The organism is Chitinophaga sp. 10T418, from assembly GCF_056394125.1.
The window spans coordinates 165,079-181,568 of the sequence record NZ_JBFTHG010000005.1 but is presented as its reverse complement, the minus strand read 5'-3'; the positions used below and the strand labels follow the sequence as shown (position 1 = coordinate 181,568).

At 45.2% G+C, this 16,490-nt stretch carries 15 protein-coding genes and 1 tRNA gene; 7 read left to right on the top strand and 9 right to left on the bottom strand.

Going from position 1 to position 16,490, the window contains the following annotated elements; translation table 11 throughout:
• Positions 1–15: 15 nt before the first annotated feature.
• Genes AC1DCV_RS16075 through AC1DCV_RS16065 form a run of 3 tightly spaced genes read left to right on the top strand, consistent with a single transcriptional unit; the run spans position 16 to position 3,023 of the window.
• The gene (locus tag AC1DCV_RS16075) at positions 16–1,014 is read left to right on the top strand and encodes a polysaccharide deacetylase family protein (protein WP_477024086.1); all 999 of its coding nucleotides are present in this window, start codon (positions 16–18) and stop codon (positions 1,012–1,014) included.
• 3 nt (positions 1,015–1,017) lie between these two features.
• Positions 1,018–2,259, top strand: a complete 1,242-nt coding sequence (locus AC1DCV_RS16070) for a glycosyltransferase (RefSeq protein WP_477024085.1) — start codon at positions 1,018–1,020, stop codon at positions 2,257–2,259.
• 8 nt (positions 2,260–2,267) lie between these two features.
• Positions 2,268–3,023, top strand: coding sequence for a glycosyltransferase family 2 protein (locus AC1DCV_RS16065; protein ID WP_477024084.1), 756 nt, complete (start codon positions 2,268–2,270; stop codon positions 3,021–3,023).
• 111 nt (positions 3,024–3,134) lie between these two features.
• On the opposite strand, the gene AC1DCV_RS16060 is transcribed toward AC1DCV_RS16065, so the two are convergent.
• Positions 3,135–5,636: a YfhO family protein gene (locus AC1DCV_RS16060; RefSeq protein WP_477024083.1), complete on the bottom strand. Its 2,502-nt coding sequence runs from the start codon at positions 5,634–5,636 to the stop codon at positions 3,135–3,137.
• Positions 5,637–5,811: 175 nt separating this feature from the next.
• A complete protein-coding gene (locus tag AC1DCV_RS16055) occupies positions 5,812–5,943 on the bottom strand; it encodes a hypothetical protein (protein WP_477024082.1) in 132 nt (43 codons plus the stop codon).
• Between the two features lie 37 nt (positions 5,944–5,980).
• On the opposite strand from AC1DCV_RS16055, the gene AC1DCV_RS16050 reads away from it, so the two are divergent.
• Positions 5,981–6,787 (top strand): queuosine precursor transporter, encoded by an 807-nt coding sequence (locus tag AC1DCV_RS16050; protein ID WP_477024081.1) that lies wholly within the window; start codon positions 5,981–5,983, stop codon positions 6,785–6,787.
• Between the two features lie 29 nt (positions 6,788–6,816).
• On the opposite strand, the gene AC1DCV_RS16045 is transcribed toward AC1DCV_RS16050, so the two are convergent.
• On the bottom strand, positions 6,817–7,269 hold the full coding sequence (locus AC1DCV_RS16045; RefSeq protein ID WP_477024080.1) for an NUDIX domain-containing protein: 453 nt from the start codon (positions 7,267–7,269) through the stop codon (positions 6,817–6,819).
• 19 nt (positions 7,270–7,288) lie between these two features.
• Positions 7,289–8,227, bottom strand: coding sequence for a magnesium transporter CorA family protein (locus AC1DCV_RS16040; protein WP_441576281.1), 939 nt, complete (start codon positions 8,225–8,227; stop codon positions 7,289–7,291).
• A gap of 89 nt (positions 8,228–8,316) precedes the next feature.
• On the opposite strand from AC1DCV_RS16040, the gene AC1DCV_RS16035 reads away from it, so the two are divergent.
• Positions 8,317–9,804 (top strand): hypothetical protein, encoded by a 1,488-nt coding sequence (locus AC1DCV_RS16035; RefSeq protein WP_477024079.1) that lies wholly within the window; start codon positions 8,317–8,319, stop codon positions 9,802–9,804.
• Between the two features lie 73 nt (positions 9,805–9,877).
• Here the strand turns inward: AC1DCV_RS16035 and AC1DCV_RS16030 are convergent, their stop codons facing one another.
• The 3 genes from AC1DCV_RS16030 to AC1DCV_RS16020 all read right to left on the bottom strand — a co-directional run bounded on the left by AC1DCV_RS16030 (position 9,878) and on the right by AC1DCV_RS16020 (position 12,866).
• On the bottom strand, positions 9,878–11,056 hold the full coding sequence (locus tag AC1DCV_RS16030) for a TDP-N-acetylfucosamine:lipid II N-acetylfucosaminyltransferase family protein (protein ID WP_477024078.1): 1,179 nt from the start codon (positions 11,054–11,056) through the stop codon (positions 9,878–9,880).
• A 97-nt stretch (positions 11,057–11,153) separates the two neighbouring features.
• Positions 11,154–11,939, bottom strand: a complete 786-nt coding sequence (gene dapF, locus AC1DCV_RS16025) for a diaminopimelate epimerase (RefSeq protein ID WP_477024077.1) — start codon at positions 11,937–11,939, stop codon at positions 11,154–11,156.
• A gap of 48 nt (positions 11,940–11,987) precedes the next feature.
• On the bottom strand, positions 11,988–12,866 hold the full coding sequence (locus tag AC1DCV_RS16020; RefSeq protein ID WP_477024076.1) for a nucleoside phosphorylase: 879 nt from the start codon (positions 12,864–12,866) through the stop codon (positions 11,988–11,990).
• Between the two features lie 205 nt (positions 12,867–13,071).
• Here AC1DCV_RS16020 and AC1DCV_RS16015 point away from each other — a divergent pair.
• Positions 13,072–13,142: transfer RNA gene (locus AC1DCV_RS16015), tRNA-Cys, on the top strand.
• A 542-nt stretch (positions 13,143–13,684) separates the two neighbouring features.
• Entirely contained in the window at positions 13,685–14,170 is a 486-nt protein-coding gene (locus tag AC1DCV_RS16010; RefSeq protein WP_477024075.1) for a GNAT family N-acetyltransferase, read from the top strand.
• Positions 14,171–14,266: 96 nt separating this feature from the next.
• Here AC1DCV_RS16010 and AC1DCV_RS16005 read toward each other — a convergent pair whose 3' ends face one another.
• Complete coding sequence (locus AC1DCV_RS16005; RefSeq protein WP_477024074.1) at positions 14,267–15,004, bottom strand: 3-keto-disaccharide hydrolase; 738 nt, start codon at positions 15,002–15,004, stop codon at positions 14,267–14,269.
• A 42-nt stretch (positions 15,005–15,046) separates the two neighbouring features.
• A complete protein-coding gene (locus tag AC1DCV_RS16000; RefSeq protein WP_477024073.1) occupies positions 15,047–16,369 on the bottom strand; it encodes a Gfo/Idh/MocA family protein in 1,323 nt (440 codons plus the stop codon).
• Positions 16,370–16,490: the final 121 nt, after the last annotated feature.

The following is a 16,490-nucleotide window of genomic DNA, read 5'->3' as shown; positions in this document are numbered from 1 at the left end:
ATGTAGCACTATCTGATGGGAAACGTGAGTCAAAAAGTATTTTCAGCTATGCACTATGTGGCCAACAAAGTGCAGCGTCCGGCAGTTATTTTATTGTATCACCGGGTAACCACCCTGCAGCAGGACCCACAGGAACTGTCTGTTACACCCGCCAACTTCAATGCACAGCTCACCCATCTGGCGTCTGATTACCATGTATTGGATGCCGATCGTTTTTTATACCATGTAAAAAATAAAAAGGCTTTCCCCGAAAGATCAGTATTTGTTACGTTTGACGATGGTTATGCAGATAACTATCATGAAGCATTGCCCATACTGACCCAACGACAGGTACCCGCCTTGTTTTATATTACTACTTCAAAAATTAATACGGAATACGAGTTATGGTGGGATGACCTGGAACGCATACTGCTGACCAACGGAAATCTGCCACCGGAACTGCGTATTAATATCAACGGCCAATCGTGGCAATATGCTACCGGCACGCTCATGGCTATACGGGAAACCTATTATGCTCTGCAACAGGTGCTGCGTTTCTGCAAGCCGGCCGTGATAGAATCAGCCCTGGAACAACTGTATGAGTGGTCCGGCAAAAATGCTATCGGGCGGCCTTCTCACCGGCTCATGAGCTGGGAGGAATTGAAGGCAATGGGTAATGCTGCTTATGCTACTATTGGCTGCCATACGCACCGGCATCCTGCTGTAGGCATGCTCAGCTATGAAGAGCAGTATACCGAAATAGGCATGTCCAAAGAAATACTGGAAGGTGTGCTGGGTACTCCACAGGTGCATTTTTCCTATCCTTTTGGTGGCAGGAAATTCCTGGGGACCAAACGCTACTATAACGCAGACAGTATAAAAGCCTGTAAGGCACTGGGTTTACAGCTGGTAACGGCCAATTACTACGGACAGGTGCATACCTGGAGTAATCCTTATGCATTGCCCCGCATCCTGGTGCGTGACTGGCCCATTGACGTGTTTCGGAGGCATATGCAACAGTTCTTTAAATACTAGCGGGTGAAAATACTTTTTATCAATAAATATGAGAACAGCGGTGGTGCGGCAATAGCAGCACAACGGATTGCGGAAGGACTCTCGCAGTATTACCATACCGAGAATCATTTTGTAGTAGGCACCCATCAGGCATCTCCGGATGTAACGGTAACCCGTCCGGGTATGATACGCAATGTGATAGAAAGAGGCCTCAATGTACTCAGCAATAAGGTTGGATTACAATACCTATATTTCCCTTTTTCATCTCCGGCCATCATGCGTGCAGCACATGCATTTAAGCCGGATGTAATCAGTTTACATAATATACACGGCGGCTATTTTGATGCCACGTTATTGCCGCGTTTATCCGTGGTAGCGCCTATTGTATGGACCCTGCATGATATGTGGGCATTGACCGGTAATGCGGCCCATACCTTTGGTGATACGGCCTGGAAATCAGGCAGAGCTGGCAAATCGGAGCATAAGCATTCACCATCTATGGGATTGCCCAATGGCAACTACCTGATGCGCAGAAAGCAGCGCCTGTACGCCGCCAGCGATCTTCATATTGTATCTCCCTCAGAATGGTTATATGATATGACGATGGAAAGTCCACTGACAAGAGAAGAACCGCTGTATCATATTCCGAATCCAATAGACACGGATTATTTCCGGCCTCAGGACAAGGCAGCTTCCAGGCAGGCACTGGGATTGCCCGCCGACGCGCAGGTAATTACCTTTGTGTCTGAACGCCTGTTTAACAGTGAGTTTAAAGGAGGAGCAGAACTATTGAACATTTTACACCTGCTGGATGAGCAGCTGGATCGCAAGGTATATCTGCTCATGATAGGCAAGGATCGTTTGCCTGGCACATTTAAACACCTGGAATGTGTGTATACCGGTTATGTGAAGGACACGCAGAAAATGATGCAGTGCTATAGTGCCAGCGATATTTTCTTTTATCCTACCAAAGCAGATAACCTGCCGAACGTACTGATAGAAGCTGGTAGTTGTGAAACGGCCTGTATTACCTTTGATGTAGGCGGTTGCAGAGAGATCGTAAAGGATGGGGAAACAGGATATGTGATTGCACCGGGCAACCAGCAGCAGTTTGCTGCGCATACCTTGTCTTTGCTGAATGATCCGGCCACCTGCCGGCAATTTGGTAAATCGGCCAGAACCTATGTGGAACAGCGTTTCGGCATGAAGGTAGTAGCTGCACAATATTATGAGTTGTTTCAATCCGTGGTAAAGGAACCACTATAATTATTTACATGAGCAAAGCAGCTAACCCGGCATTGAGCATTATCACCGTATGTTTTAATGCAGAGAAATTTATAGAAAGCACCATACAAAGTGTGCTGTCACAAACGTATCCGCATATCGAATACATTATTGTGGATGGAGCCTCCAGAGATAATACCATGGGCGTGGTGGAGAAATACCGTTCCCGTATTGCTACTGTTGTTTCTGAAAAAGACAAAGGCTTGTATGATGCCATGAATAAGGGTATGCAGCTGGCTACCGGGGATTACCTGTTGTTTCTGAATGCAGACGATGTACTGGCAAATGAAGAGGTGATCCATAAAATGTTTGCTACCTGTGCCGATGCAGATGTGTATTACGGTGAGGCCATGTTTATGGATGAAAACGGCGCAGATATCGGTTTGCGATCTGAGCAAACACCTCATAAAGTGCCGGATCAGCTTACGTGGAAAAGTTTAAAACATGGCATGGTAGTGTCGCATCAGGCCTATGTGATTCGGCGTAGTTTAAGCCCGTTATATGATTTGCAGTATAAGGTTTGTGCAGATATAGACTGGATGATCCGTACATTGAAAGCATCCCGCAACATATGCAATACACATGAGGTAGTGGCGCGGTTCAGGGTGGGAGGCACTTCCAAGCAGCATCAGCAGCTGGCCTGGAAGGAACGGTATAAAATACTGAGCCGGTATTATGGACATATTCCCAATTTTGCCCATCATCTGTTTATAGGCTTGCGTTATATTTTTTCGAAGAGATATTGATTTAGCTGTTAGCTTTTAGCTATTAGCTTTTAGGAAATGCAGCGAACGTTTGCTATAAAATGGAAGGCCTGAGCAGATTTGCTCAGGCCTTCCATTTTATAGTTTCCTGTTTTATGCTGTTTTTTGTTTGTCACTTTTGATGTACTGATAGAATTCCCATCCAAAGATGGCAATCACCAGTAACAGTAACGAAATAGAAAAAATGCCGGAAAGCTTCAGACCGGTGAATACTACAGTTGGTTCAAACCGCATTTCAATTTTATGATCACCAGCGGGTATTTTCAAGCCGCGCAGTGCATAGTCGGTGCGGATGATGTCAGTAGGATTGCCATCGATGAACGCTTTCCAGCCTGCAGGGTAGTATATTTCAGAGAACACCCCAAAACCTTCCTGTGGGTTATGTGACACATATTGCAGTTTATTCAGACCATATTTGGTGAGCATGATGGTAGCACTGCTATCTGCGCTTGGTTTGAAGTTGCCCAGCTGTGCGGCAAATCGTTTATCAATAACAGCAGAGTCGCGGGAGTTCAGGTAATCCAGCGTTTTCATTTCTGTATTGGCATCCGGTGCCCAGATGATATCTTTTACAAACCATGCGTTTCCATAAGCGCCCGGATTGCGTTGTGCTACCGGTTGCCCGCTTTTCTGATCAGGTACAATAAAATACTTCGTGTTGAGCATGTTCAGCACGTGCATATTTTGTTTGGAGATCTGATGGGTGATGAGATCCTGGTAGACCCACAATTTCGCAGGGCTGTAGCCGCCGATGTTTTTGTGGAAATAGGAAGGAGATGCATCATCGAACGGTGAGGTAGTGAGATTGAATACACGGTAGTACGGATCCGGATCCTGTTTGATCTGCTGATCAGCAGCGGAAGGTTGCATTACCTGCATATAGCTCATATCATCTACAAAGCTGTCGTTGTTCAGATAATTTTTATCTACCTGTAACAGGTCAATGGCAACAGCAGCGGTGATAATCAGTGCAGCTGTCTGCCATTTTATTTTTGTTTTCAGGAAAGCCCAGATGGCGGCTGCTGCGATGAGGATGAATATCACGGAGCGGAAAGCATCTTTCAACAGCAGGCTGCTGCGATCTTTTTCCAGGGCGCGGATCAGGAGTTTACCATTTTCCTCGCCTCCCATCATTTGAGCGAAGTAGTTGAGCATGCTGGCATCGCTGGCGCTGCTGAATCCTGTAAAGAAATTGCTGATCAGCACAAAGCCTACCAGTATACCACCGGTGATCAGTAATGCTTCTTTCAGTTTTTTCAGTAAGGCCTCTTTGGTCAGTTGGCTGGCTGCCACTTCCTGCAGACCCCAGCATCCCAGGATCACAAAGGTGAGTGAAGGCAGCACCAATGCCTGCGCAGGTGCACGGAACTTATTGTAGAGGGGGAGATGATAGAACAGGAAATCGTTGATGAACGCCATGTTTTTACCCCATGCCAGTATAAAGCCGATGACAGTGACAGCAAGAAGCCACCATTTATGCCAGCTCTTTACTAACAGTAAAGACAATACGAAAAGGAAGCAGATGATAGCGCCTACATAAACAGGGCCGGAAGTACCTTTGGATTGTGCGCCATAGTAAACCGGTAATTTCTGTTGTTCCAGGAACTGATCTACCTGGGCAGCAGGTACTCCGAGACTGATCATTTGCTGGCCGAAATTGGAGCTGCTGCTTAATTTCTGGGCAGAGGAGTTACCAACATAACCAGGAATGAGGAAGGTGCCTGATTCCGCTTTACCGTAGCTCCAGTCATATGCGTAGTCGATATCCAGGCCGGTAGATTTTTTTTGAGCCACATCGCCCTGGTCCAGGGTGAGTTCTGATTTGCTGCCACGCATTGTATAGTCGGTATACTCGCGGAGCATCAACAGGCTATCCATGGAAGTAAGGATAGCCAGTGCGCCGGCAATGGCCAGCAGACCGGATGCTTTAAAGAACTGTGGCAGTTGCTTCTCCCTAAAGGCATGAATAAAGGCACCTATAGCAAGACAGACCACCATGATCAGTGTATAGTAGATGATCTGCAGGTGATTATTGTAGATGAGCATGCCCGTAGCCAATGCGGTTAATGCCGCGCCGGTGAGCAGTTTGCCCCGGTAGGTGAGGATGATACCAGCCAGTACAGCAGGCATCAGGGCAATGTCGAACATTTTGGTGATGTGACCTACGTCTATGATGATGACATTGTAGGAGCAAAATGCAAAGGCAATGGCGCCCATGACGCGGATCCAGTATTTAAAGTCCAGTATGCATAAGAGCAGATACATGCTCATCATGGCCAGGAACAACATATTAACAGGGAAGGGTGTCTTCAACGTGATCACCCAGTTCATGGCTCCTATTTTGTTGGTACCCGGACCGGTGTAAATCACATAGGAAGGCATACCAGAGAACATGCTGTTGGTCCATAAAGGGCGCTCACCGGTTGCTTCATAGTAGTCCTTTGCCTCTTTCGCCATTCCCTCCACATTCTTCATGTCGGCCTGGTTTACAACTTTGCCTTCCAGGACGGGAGAACAATACACAAATGCCAGCAGGAGGAAGATACCTATTGCTGCAAGGTGTGGAAGAATGGCTTTTAGCCAGTTTTGCTTCATCGGATATTTTGGATTTAGTTTTAAAGAAACAAAAATAACTGTAATTTATCCGAAATTTCAATATGCGCTGGATCCGGTTCCTCTTAAAATTTACATTTATATGCAATCTGTGCTTTCTGATCAGTGAAATTCTGCGTATTACCTTATATGATCATGCGTTAGATTCGATCGTGAATCACGTGCTGGTATTGGGTGTGGGGATAGCTTTCCCGTTGAATGGGCTGGTATGTGTGCTGACAGGCTTGCTGTTGTTGTTAAAAAAAATACAATGGAAGACATTGCCTCCCTGGTTATATTTGCTCAACATTGCCATTTTTATATTTCAACTTATAGTTAATTATTAAATGATCAGGAATCTGTTAAACGACAAGCCCACTAAACTGTTCGTCATATTTACCAGTTTTTTTGTGGCCAACGCGCTCATCGCGGAATGTATTGGCGGTAAACTGTTTTCGCTGGAGCAATTATTTGGATTAACGCCACATAAGTTCTCTTTGTTTGGAGAAAGTGGGTTGTCCTACACCTTAACCGCAGGGGTATTATTATGGCCGTTAGAATTTGTGATGACAGATATTGTGAATGAATATTTTGGGCCTAAAGCGGTGCGACGTATTTCTTATATCGCAGTAGCGTTGATTTCCTATGCTTTCATTATGTTCCTGGTGGCCATGAGTGTGCCGGCAGACAGTTGGTGGCTGGGGAGTAAGGCTGCTGATGGTGTTCCGAATATGCAAACGGCATTCACCAGTATTTTCGGACAAGGTATGTGGATCATTCTGGGTAGCTTAACGGCTTTCCTGGTGAGCCAGATTGTGGATGTAACGGTATTTCACCGCATTAAAAAACGTACGGGAGACAAGCATGTTTGGCTGAGAGCTACCGGATCTACGATTGTATCACAGCTGGTAGACAGTTTCATTGTGTTATTCATTGCGTTTAAGCTGGGTAATAACTGGAGCTGGCAGCGGGTACTGGCTATTTGTATGGTGAACTACAGCTATAAATTTGTATTGGCCGTGGCACTTACACCGTTGATCTATTTACTGGAACATCAGATAGAACGGTACCTGGGACATGATGTAGCGAAGAAAATGAAGGCAGCCGCCATGGGGAAAGAACATCCTTATGAGGATCCGATGACGAATGATTAGAGCGAAAAGCTGAAAGCTTTTCGCTCTAATCAATATCTTTCTTTAACAATATCCGCTACTACTTTATCAATAGGTAAAGTAACGGCTGCTGCAGAAAACTCATTCCAGTCTATCCAGCGGGCGCGCTCTACTTCTTCGACACCTTCCGGTATGGTAAAATCGAATGGAACGGTACTTACATTTGCGGTAAAAGGTGAGGTGGGCGTTACCAGGTAATAGATAGAGATGATCTGTGTTTCATTATCAAAAGCAGAAATCTGGAAGAAGTCTGTTGTATAGATGTGCTCTACTACTTTTACATCCTGTCCCAGTTCTTCCTGCCACTCTCTTACAATACATTCGAGAGTACCTTCTCCAAATTCCAATCCGCCGCCGGGGAATTTGGTATAGTAACCGCCACGGATATACTCATCACTCACCAGCACCTGTTGCTGATCGTTGATCATGATGCCGTATACTCTTACGTTAAATCCTGTTTGCATATTCAAGTATAGATGAGGGTTAGAACCATTTTTTCTTCATAAAATACCAGCTGATCACTACGGAAATAGCGATAGAAAGAATGACCGGTATATAAAAAGCGTGCATGGTATGCTGATAGGGAATATCTACGTTCATGCCATAGATACTGGCCACCAGCATGGGAAATGTAAGGATAATGGTAATGGAGGTCAAACGCTTCATCACCACATTCAGGTTATTGGAAATGATGCTGGCAAAGGCATCCATGGTACTACTCAGAATGTTGGTATATACGTTGGCCATTTCCAGTGCCTGTGAAGTATCTACAATCAGATCCTGCAGGAATTCCTTTTCATCTTCGTTGAGGCCGAGGAAATTGGTACGTTCCAGTTTCATGAGCAGGAGTTCATTACTGCGGAGGGCAGTAACGAAGTATACGAGGCTTTTCTGGATACGCATAATACCCAGCAGCTCTTCGTTCCGGTTGGAATCGTAGAGTTTAGCTTCCAGCATGTTTCTGCGCTGGTTAATTTCTTTCAGATAATCCAGGAAGTTGATAACTACCTTTTCAAATATTTTCAGTACCATCATATTCCTTTTCTCCGGAGAGCGGTTATGAAAGGTGTTCAGGAATTTTTTGATAGCGGTATTATCGAAAGAATTGACTGTGATGATCTGGTGATGGGTCAGGATAATCACAATCGGAATGGTGATATAGAAGGCTTCACTTTCGTTGATCGAATTGTTTTCGGTGGGGGTTTTCAGTACAATGAGCTTTACATTGTCTTCCAGCTCAAACCTTGATTTTTCGTCAATATCCAGGGAATCCGTGAGGAAGTCGAGGGGAATATCCAACTCCTCTGATAACTGTTCAAATTCGGCCTGTTTAAGGGGAGGGGTAATATTTACCCATACACCGTTTTCCGGCTGTTTTATTTCTACAGTTTTGGAATCTATATTTGTGAAATACTGGATCATCGGGCGCAAAGGTACTTAAAATGTTGAATCATGTTCCCATTTGGTGTAATATTGCACATTAGGGAATAGTTAATTTTATTTATATATAAATGGGAGTCATAAAACAACAGAGTATAAATTCGACATTGCTGATTTACATTGGGTTTGCGGTGGGCGGTATTAATATTGTTTTCTTATTTCCCCATTTATTCAGTGAGGAACAGTTTGCACTGACCCGTCTGTTACCTGAAATTGCCATGATCCTGGTACCTGTCTGTACCCTGAGTTCTGTGCCTACTATCAGCCGTTTTTTTCCTTATTATTCCAGTCACCTGAAGGATGAAGATAATGATATGTTAACCTGGGCGCTGCTGGCGACCCTGATAGGGTTTACATTATTTGTGGCGGGTACTGTTTTTTTTAAAGACATGATCATCAACGCTTATATAGAGAAGTCGCCGTTGTTTATCACTTATTTCTACCTGTTATATCCCAACGTTTTTTTATTTGCGGTGTTTGCCATTTTTGAGAGCTATAGCGGTTCCAGGCACCTGTCAGTATTTCCTAACTTCCTGAAGGAGCTGGCAATGCGTTTACTTACCACTGTATTGATTGTAGCTTATTATTTTAAATGGATTGGCATTGATGCTTTTCTGTGGTTATTTTCCCTTTTATATGGTGTATTACTGCTGGCATTACTGGTATACCTGCACCGGCATCATTTTCTGCACTTCACCTTTAAGGTGAGTAAGGTTACGCGTAGATTATCAGGGCGGATGGTTACCTATTCGTTTTCGTTGCTGGGAGCGATCTTATTTTCGTTGCTGGCGAAGAATATAGCGTCGCTGATTCTGGCCAGTACCAAGGGGTTGGGAGATGTGGCCTACCTCACCATTGTCAATTATGTGTCGATGCTGATACTGATTCCGCAACGTAGCATTTCCGCCATTGGCCTGCCGGTATTGGCGCAGGCCTGGAAAGAGCGGGATATGAGGAAGATCGACGAAGTGTATACCAAGTCTTCCCTGCTGCAGTTAATTTATGGATTGTTTATTTTTTTCATTATCTGGCTCAACATCGATAGTTTTTTCAAGTTGTTACCGGAGGCGTACAGTCAGGGTAAATATGTGGTGTTATGCCTGGGCATGGCCAGGGTAATTGATATGGGAACGGGGCTGAATAGCCAGGTGTTGGCTACATCCCGTTTCTGGCGTTATGATTTGTATAGCTCGATAGTTTTGCTGGCGTTGTCTTTCCCGTTAAATTATTTCCTGATTCGTGATTTTGGGATGACGGGTTCCGGTTATGCCGAGTTGATTTCCATATTGGTGTTTAATCTTATCAGGTATGTGTTTATCTGGATGAAATTTGGCTTACAACCTTTTACTGCGAATACTTTGAAAGCAATAGGCGTGGCGCTGATAGCTTATTTTGGTACCATGTGGATCCCGTTTATAATACATCCGTTTATTGATATCGCGATCAGGGGAGCGTTGTTTGCCGTGATATTTGTTTCGCTGATATTGGTGCTTCGGGTGTCTGATGATATTAACAGTACTGTTTATTCAACGATTGATAAGTTGAGAGGCAAGCAATAATGAAGGTGATAAAATAAAACAGCCGCCGTAGAAATGATCTGCGGCGGCTGTTTTATTTTTACAGGAGGCTTGCTTAATTGAGCACCTGCTTCAGCGACTCCAACTTCTCCTCTTCATTAAATAGCCTATCCACAATCGCAATGTTTTTATCAATTGCGGCCTGATCCAACGGCGCAATAAACTGTTTGAAATCTACCTGACCGATTTCTTTGGCGTCAAAAAAAGCGATATCATTTGTTTTTAGGAACTGGTACGTTGTACTATTACTATGAATGAAAATCTTTTTGCCTCGGTACAGCAATGCCCGCATATTTCCAGCCGCCTGGGTACGATAATGGAACATCACTGCTACATCTACCTGTGCCAGTAGTTTATAGTAATCGGCACGCTGGAGGAAGCTGCGTAAGGCTATCACTTTATCGGCTCCGAAGATGCGGATAGCTTCCCTTTCCACGAGGTCGCCATATTTATGGTTGCCATAGTTGAGGGGGATGACCAGCTTAATGGGCATGTCCTTATAGGCAGATAAGGCTTGTAACGCCTCGAGGTGGTTATTGGTGATGGTGTCTGAATTGCCCAACAGGATGGTGGTAATGCTATTATCTTTAGGCGCATTCATTAATGCCTGATCAGCTGCACCAGGCTTTGGATCAACACCGTAATAGAAGTATTTATATGCTGCCGGAGTGGTATAATGATTTAATACCCATTCATAGTCAATATGGCTCCAGTTGAGAAAGAGATTTAATCTTTTAAAAAAGAGTTCCCGGGTGCGGGCTACTTCACGTTCTGGTCCTTTGTAGTTGAAAAAACGTTGGGCGAAAGACGTTAGCACCCTTTTAGGGCGCAAGGGATTGAACTTCAGCGGAGGTCGTTCCTCATTTTTTTCAAAGTATTCCAGACTTAAAGGCCCGTATATCGTTTTTTTGAAGCGAGAGGCAGGAATTTCCACCACATCGCCGCCCCAGAAGAACATGCCCGTTGTAACGTTGGGGGGGAGTTTCAGTACGGCGTTTACGGCCAGATCGGATGCCCAGTGTACAAATACTTTGTCTTTATCCGTCACCTTTTTTAAAATAGCCGTAAAAGCAGGGGTATAAAAGGGAGCAAAGGTTACCAGGCCGGAGTTTACAAATTGCGCTTTATTTTTCCAGTTATCAATGATATATACATTTTTCCCCGGCGCTACTTTTTCTGCATCCTGAATAAAGCCGTTGATGAACTTGTCGTCGACCATTAAATGATAATTCATGCAATTCTGTTTATACTGCTGCTATGATTGGATAGGATGCCGGATAGTAGCCGTTTTTGCCGGAAGCTCCGGCAAAAACGATCTAAAGCGGGTCTGATTATTTTACGGTAATATCGCCTTCAAATACCAGTGTAGCGGGGCCACAGAGCCAGATTTCGCTGAAGGTGCGTTCTCCGGTTTTAGAGAAACGTACTTCCAGTTGTCCGCCTAAAGTTTGTACGGGAACTGTGTATTCTTTTTCTTCTTTGCCGGCAAAAGTGAGTGCGGCTGCAGTTACGCCGGTACCGCAGGAATAGGTTTCATCTTCCACGCCTCTTTCGTAGGTGCGGACAAAGATGCCACTTTCGAATGGTTGCACGAAGTTGACATTGGTACCTTCTTCGGCAAAGCGTTCGTTGTAGCGGATGCCACGGCCTTCGTTGAAAACATCTACTGCCTGTACATCTTCCACAAATTTTACAAAATGCGGGGAGCCGGTATTCAGGTAATAGTAGAGGGGGCCATGTTCCACATCATGTACATCCGACATTTTCAGGTTTACCCAGCTATCACCATCCATGGTGGCTTCATGTTCACCATCTACTGCAATAAAGTACAGGTTACCATCGCCTACGCCCATTTTATGCGCAAAGGCAACGAGGCATCTGCCGCCATTGCCGCACATCGTACCTTCGCGGCCATCCGCATTGTAGTATTTCATGGCGAAGTCGTAGTCTTCGCTTTTATTCAGCAACATTAATCCGTCTGCACCGATGCCAAAGCGGCGATCGCACAATTCATTCACCTGTTCGTCTGTAAGCCAGTCGTATTTTCCGTCCCGGTTATCCATGATCACAAAATCATTTCCGGTACCTTGATATTTATAAAAGTGGATATTGTTCATGATGACAAAGATAAAAAAATAAGCAATGCCGCAGCGGGATCTTGTCTGCTATATACCTGCGATAATGCTCAGTCCTTTTTCAATGAGTGCTGCTACTGCTGCGCCGCCATCTTTACTGAATTCCCTGCGGATGCGGTTGGCCACGATGGCGCTGATAGAGAGGCATTCGTGACCCAGTACACGGCCCATACCATAGATGCCGGATGTTTCCATTTCAAAGTTGGTAATGCGGTGTGATTCGTAGGAGAAGCCGGTCAGATTGTCGATCAGGTTGGGATTAGATAAGGTGCCGCGCAGTACCCGGCCCTGTGGTGCATAAAAACCGGGGCAGGTAACGGTGATGCCTGTATGAAAACCATCTCTGAAATGGTCATGCAATTTTCCGGATGCTTCAAAGAGGCATGGGTTGGCGCCGCCGGGTTGCAGGAATACCTGTCCACGGAAGGCTTCCAGCAGTTGTTTTTCGGCGGTGGTATTTTCAAAAGCATAGTAGGGCATCAGGTTGTCGAGGCCCAGGCCATGAGAAGATACCACGAAGCTATCTACAGGAATAGCTTCCTGTAAAGCACCGGAAGTACCCAGGCGTATAATCTGTAATGAAGTGAGTTCGGATTTAACGAGACGGGTGTTGAAATCAATATTTACCAGTGCATCGAGCTCATTGAGCACAATATCGATATTGTCGGTACCGATGCCGGTAGAAACTACAGACAGGCGTTTATTACCGATATAACCGGTATGAGTAACGAACTCCCGGTGTTGAAATTTACCTTCTATTTTATCGAAGTGTTGACTTACTGCACTTACACGGTCGGGGTCACCTACGGTGATGATAGTGTGAGCCAGTTCATCCGGTCTTACGTCCAGGTGATACACCGCTCCGCGGCTGTTGATGATCAGTTCTGATTCTGCAATACGATTATCCATTGTACTAATTTTTATTTTTCACGAATCAACTTTTCCTGTTTTCCAGACTCAATATTCCTTTGTTCTGCCTTATTATCAAAATATTTTTTCAGATATTTTTTAAATAATATTTGGTGGTAATCAGAAATTTACTACTTTTGCAATCCCACAAAACGAATGAGATGTACGCCAGTGGGGGAGTTAAGGCGGACGTTTTGAAATAGATGGTTTCGTGGCCGAGTGGCTAGGCAGAGGTCTGCAAAACCTCGTACAGCGGTTCGAATCCGCTCGAAACCTCTGAAAAGATAAAAGCCGCGTATATCGCGGCTTTTATCTTTTTATACCCATCCTGTAGCAGATTTCAGTCGTTTGGATTAAAAGCGGTAACATGCGTAAGTAATGTTTTATCGGCCAAACGTTTTACCATAGTTTTACCAAGTTACTTTCCTATCATATCTGAGGCTTTATCGCCTTCCGGCTGAAAATAGCAATCCAGGTACTGTAAATGTTCAGGATCTCCGGATCTGCTGCCAGACAAATGCGTAGAAGCTTACTGCTGGCAGGTTTCAGTCGTTAAAAATATTTATTAAAATAGCGGTGATAATGTCAATGTAAAAGGTTATATTGCATCCCCCCGCATCAGGCAGGACGAGTAAGCAGGAGGCATGAAATTTATCAATGATATACCAGAGCTATATTACACAGCGTATGTAATTTGATAATGAAGATATCCGGCAGCATTTCTACTAAAAAGAAGTGTTGTCTAAATTTATCCAAGCAAAAAGCCTTCTGCATGCAGAAGGCTTTTTGCGTTTTATATACAATTAAAAGAAGTGGTTATGACAGAGATTATTAAAGTAACCGCCGAAGATTCCAAGCACCTGGACCAGGTGAAGCTGCTTTTCCGCGAATATGCCAATTGGTTAAATGTTGACCTTAGTTTTCAGCAATTTGAAGAAGAGCTGGCACACTTGCCGGGTGTGTATGTACCTCCTGCCGGAGCATTGTTTCTGGCGCAGGTAGATGGAAAGCTGGCCGGCTGTGTGGCGGTTCGGTCATTCGACAACAGTACTGCAGAAATGAAACGTCTTTTTGTAAAAGATGTATTTAAGGGACATGGTGTAGGGAAGGCCCTTGCCAGCGCAGCTATCGAAGAGAGTAAGCGGCTGGGTTATAAACGTATTTTGCTGGATACCCTGGCGCATATGCGACCAGCTATTGATTTATATACTTCATTAGGATTTCAGCCGATAGCGGCGTATTATGATAATCCTATCAGTGATGCGGTGTATTTATCGCTGAATATAGAAGAAGCGACGGTTTAGCTGTTAGCCATTAGCTTTTAGGAAATGCAGCGAAGACCATGTTATGTTAATCATCCGCTGCATTTCCTAAAAGCTAAAAGCTAATGGCTAAAAGCTTTACAGCTGCCTGATCCAGATATTTCTATAGCTTACCGGGTTGCCATGATCCTGTAAGGCGATAGACTTAGGGCCATGCTTTACGTAAAAAGGCTTGCCTATGTACTGTGTTTGCCCTTCCAACTCCACATTATTTTGTACCAGCACACCATTTTGTAGTACAGTAGCACGTGCAGGCGATTTCAGAGACCCGTCATCGTTAAAGCGGGGAGCAGTCCAGATCACATCATATGTTTGCCATTCGCCTGGTTTTTTGCAGGCATTTACCAGCGGAATTTTTTGTTTATAGAAGCTGCCGGCTTGGCCATTGGAGTAGGTGCGGTTATTGTAATTATCCAATACCTGCAGTTCATAGTACTCCTGCATAAAAATACCGCTGTTGCCGCGTCCCTGGCTTTCTCCTTTTACTTCAGCAGGTGTGCGCCATTCGATATGCAGTTGAAAATCTTCGAACTGTTGTTTGGTTTTAATAACTCCACCACCTTTTACTACCGTCATCACATCATTTTTCACTTCCCACTTAGCGGGACCTCCTTTTTCTGCTTCCCAGTTATCCAGGTTTTTACCATCGAACAGGATGATGGCATCGGAGGGAGCAGTTAATGTTTCTGTTCCGGCATTAATTACTTTGGGAACCGGCTCCCAAACCTCTGTGGCTTCAGGTTTCATCTGCTCATTGTTTTGCGCCGCTGCGGTAAGGGATAGCAGCGTGCAGGCAGAGAGAAATAGCGTACGCATGTGTCTTTTTATTTTTTTGTAGATGAAAAATGGCGTTGTCGTTTATGCGGTCACGTTAGGAAGCCTATACCCGTTATGGTATTGCGCTGCTAACAGTTTGTTGGCAGCACGATTGGTAAATTTACCTTTGGCGTCGTCCCAGTAAACTTTTTGGCCGGTACGATACGCGATGTTACCCATTTGCGCAGTAGTGGCCACCAGGGCGCCTACCTGTACCGGGGCATGGAGATCATCCAGCTTACGGGATTTCACTACTTCCACAAAATTGGTGGTATGCAGATCGAGGCCGTTGTCCACTGATTTTTGTCTGGGTACGGCTTCCATTTTACCTTTTTCAGGAATCACTTCCCAGCCGCCGCGGTCCAGCACCAGGGTACCGTTGTTGCCGATGAATGCAATACCGTGATCACGGCCATAAGGACCACCATCGATACCCGTTGCTTGTTCCCACTGAATGTTATAGCCTTCAAATTCATATACAGTAGTGAGGGTATCCGGTGTTTCCGCGGCATCATCGGGGTAAGCAAACTTACCACCTGCAGCCATAACAGATTTAGGTGCACCGGATTTCATTCCCAGCAGGGCATAATCCAGGAGGTGTACGCCCCAGTCGGTCATCAGTCCACCGGCATAATCCCAGTACCAGCGAAAGTTAAAATGGAAGCGGTTTTCGTTGAACGGTCTGGTGGTAGCGGGGCCCAGCCATGATTGGTAGTCTACTCCCGGTGGCGGGGTGCCGTCTGGTTTTACAGGAATGGATTTCATCCAGCCCATATAAGCCCAGGCTTTTACCAGGCGTACTTTGCCCAGTTTACCGGAATGTACAAATTCGATGGCATCTCTGAAATGCTGCTGACTGCGCTGCCATTGCCCTACCTGTACGGCGCGGCTGTGTTGCTGCTGTGCGGCTACCATGGCACGACATTCAATGATGGAGTTGCCCATGGGCTTTTCCACGTATACATCTTTGCCGGCAGAACAGGCATCCGTCATTTGCAGGCAATGCCAATGGTCGGGGGTGCCAATGATCACGGCATCGATGTTTTTGTCTTCCAGCAGCTTACGGTAATCGTTGTAAGCTTTTACTTTGATGCCTTTCTGGGCCAGCTCAGCTACGCGTTTGTCGAGTACATTATTGTCGACATCGCAGAGGGCTACGCATTGTGCTGCCGGGTTTTTCAGCATGGCTGTTAAATCGGCCCAGCCCATTCCATTAATACCAATGGCAGCGATGTTCAGGCGGTCGCTGGCGGCCACGGATCTCAGGGGCAATGCCTGCAGAGCGGCTGGCAGGGCGGATACCAATCCGGCTCCAGCCATCAGCGTAGAGGCAGATTTGATGAAGTTTCTACGGGAATTGTTCATGTAATAAAACGGTTTTGTGGAATTGTGTAATTGACACTTAAAAATACAAAATAGGAAAAATTAGCAATGATTTCAGCGAGTTTTTATCTTGGGCAGGATTATACTGATTTGATGTATACAG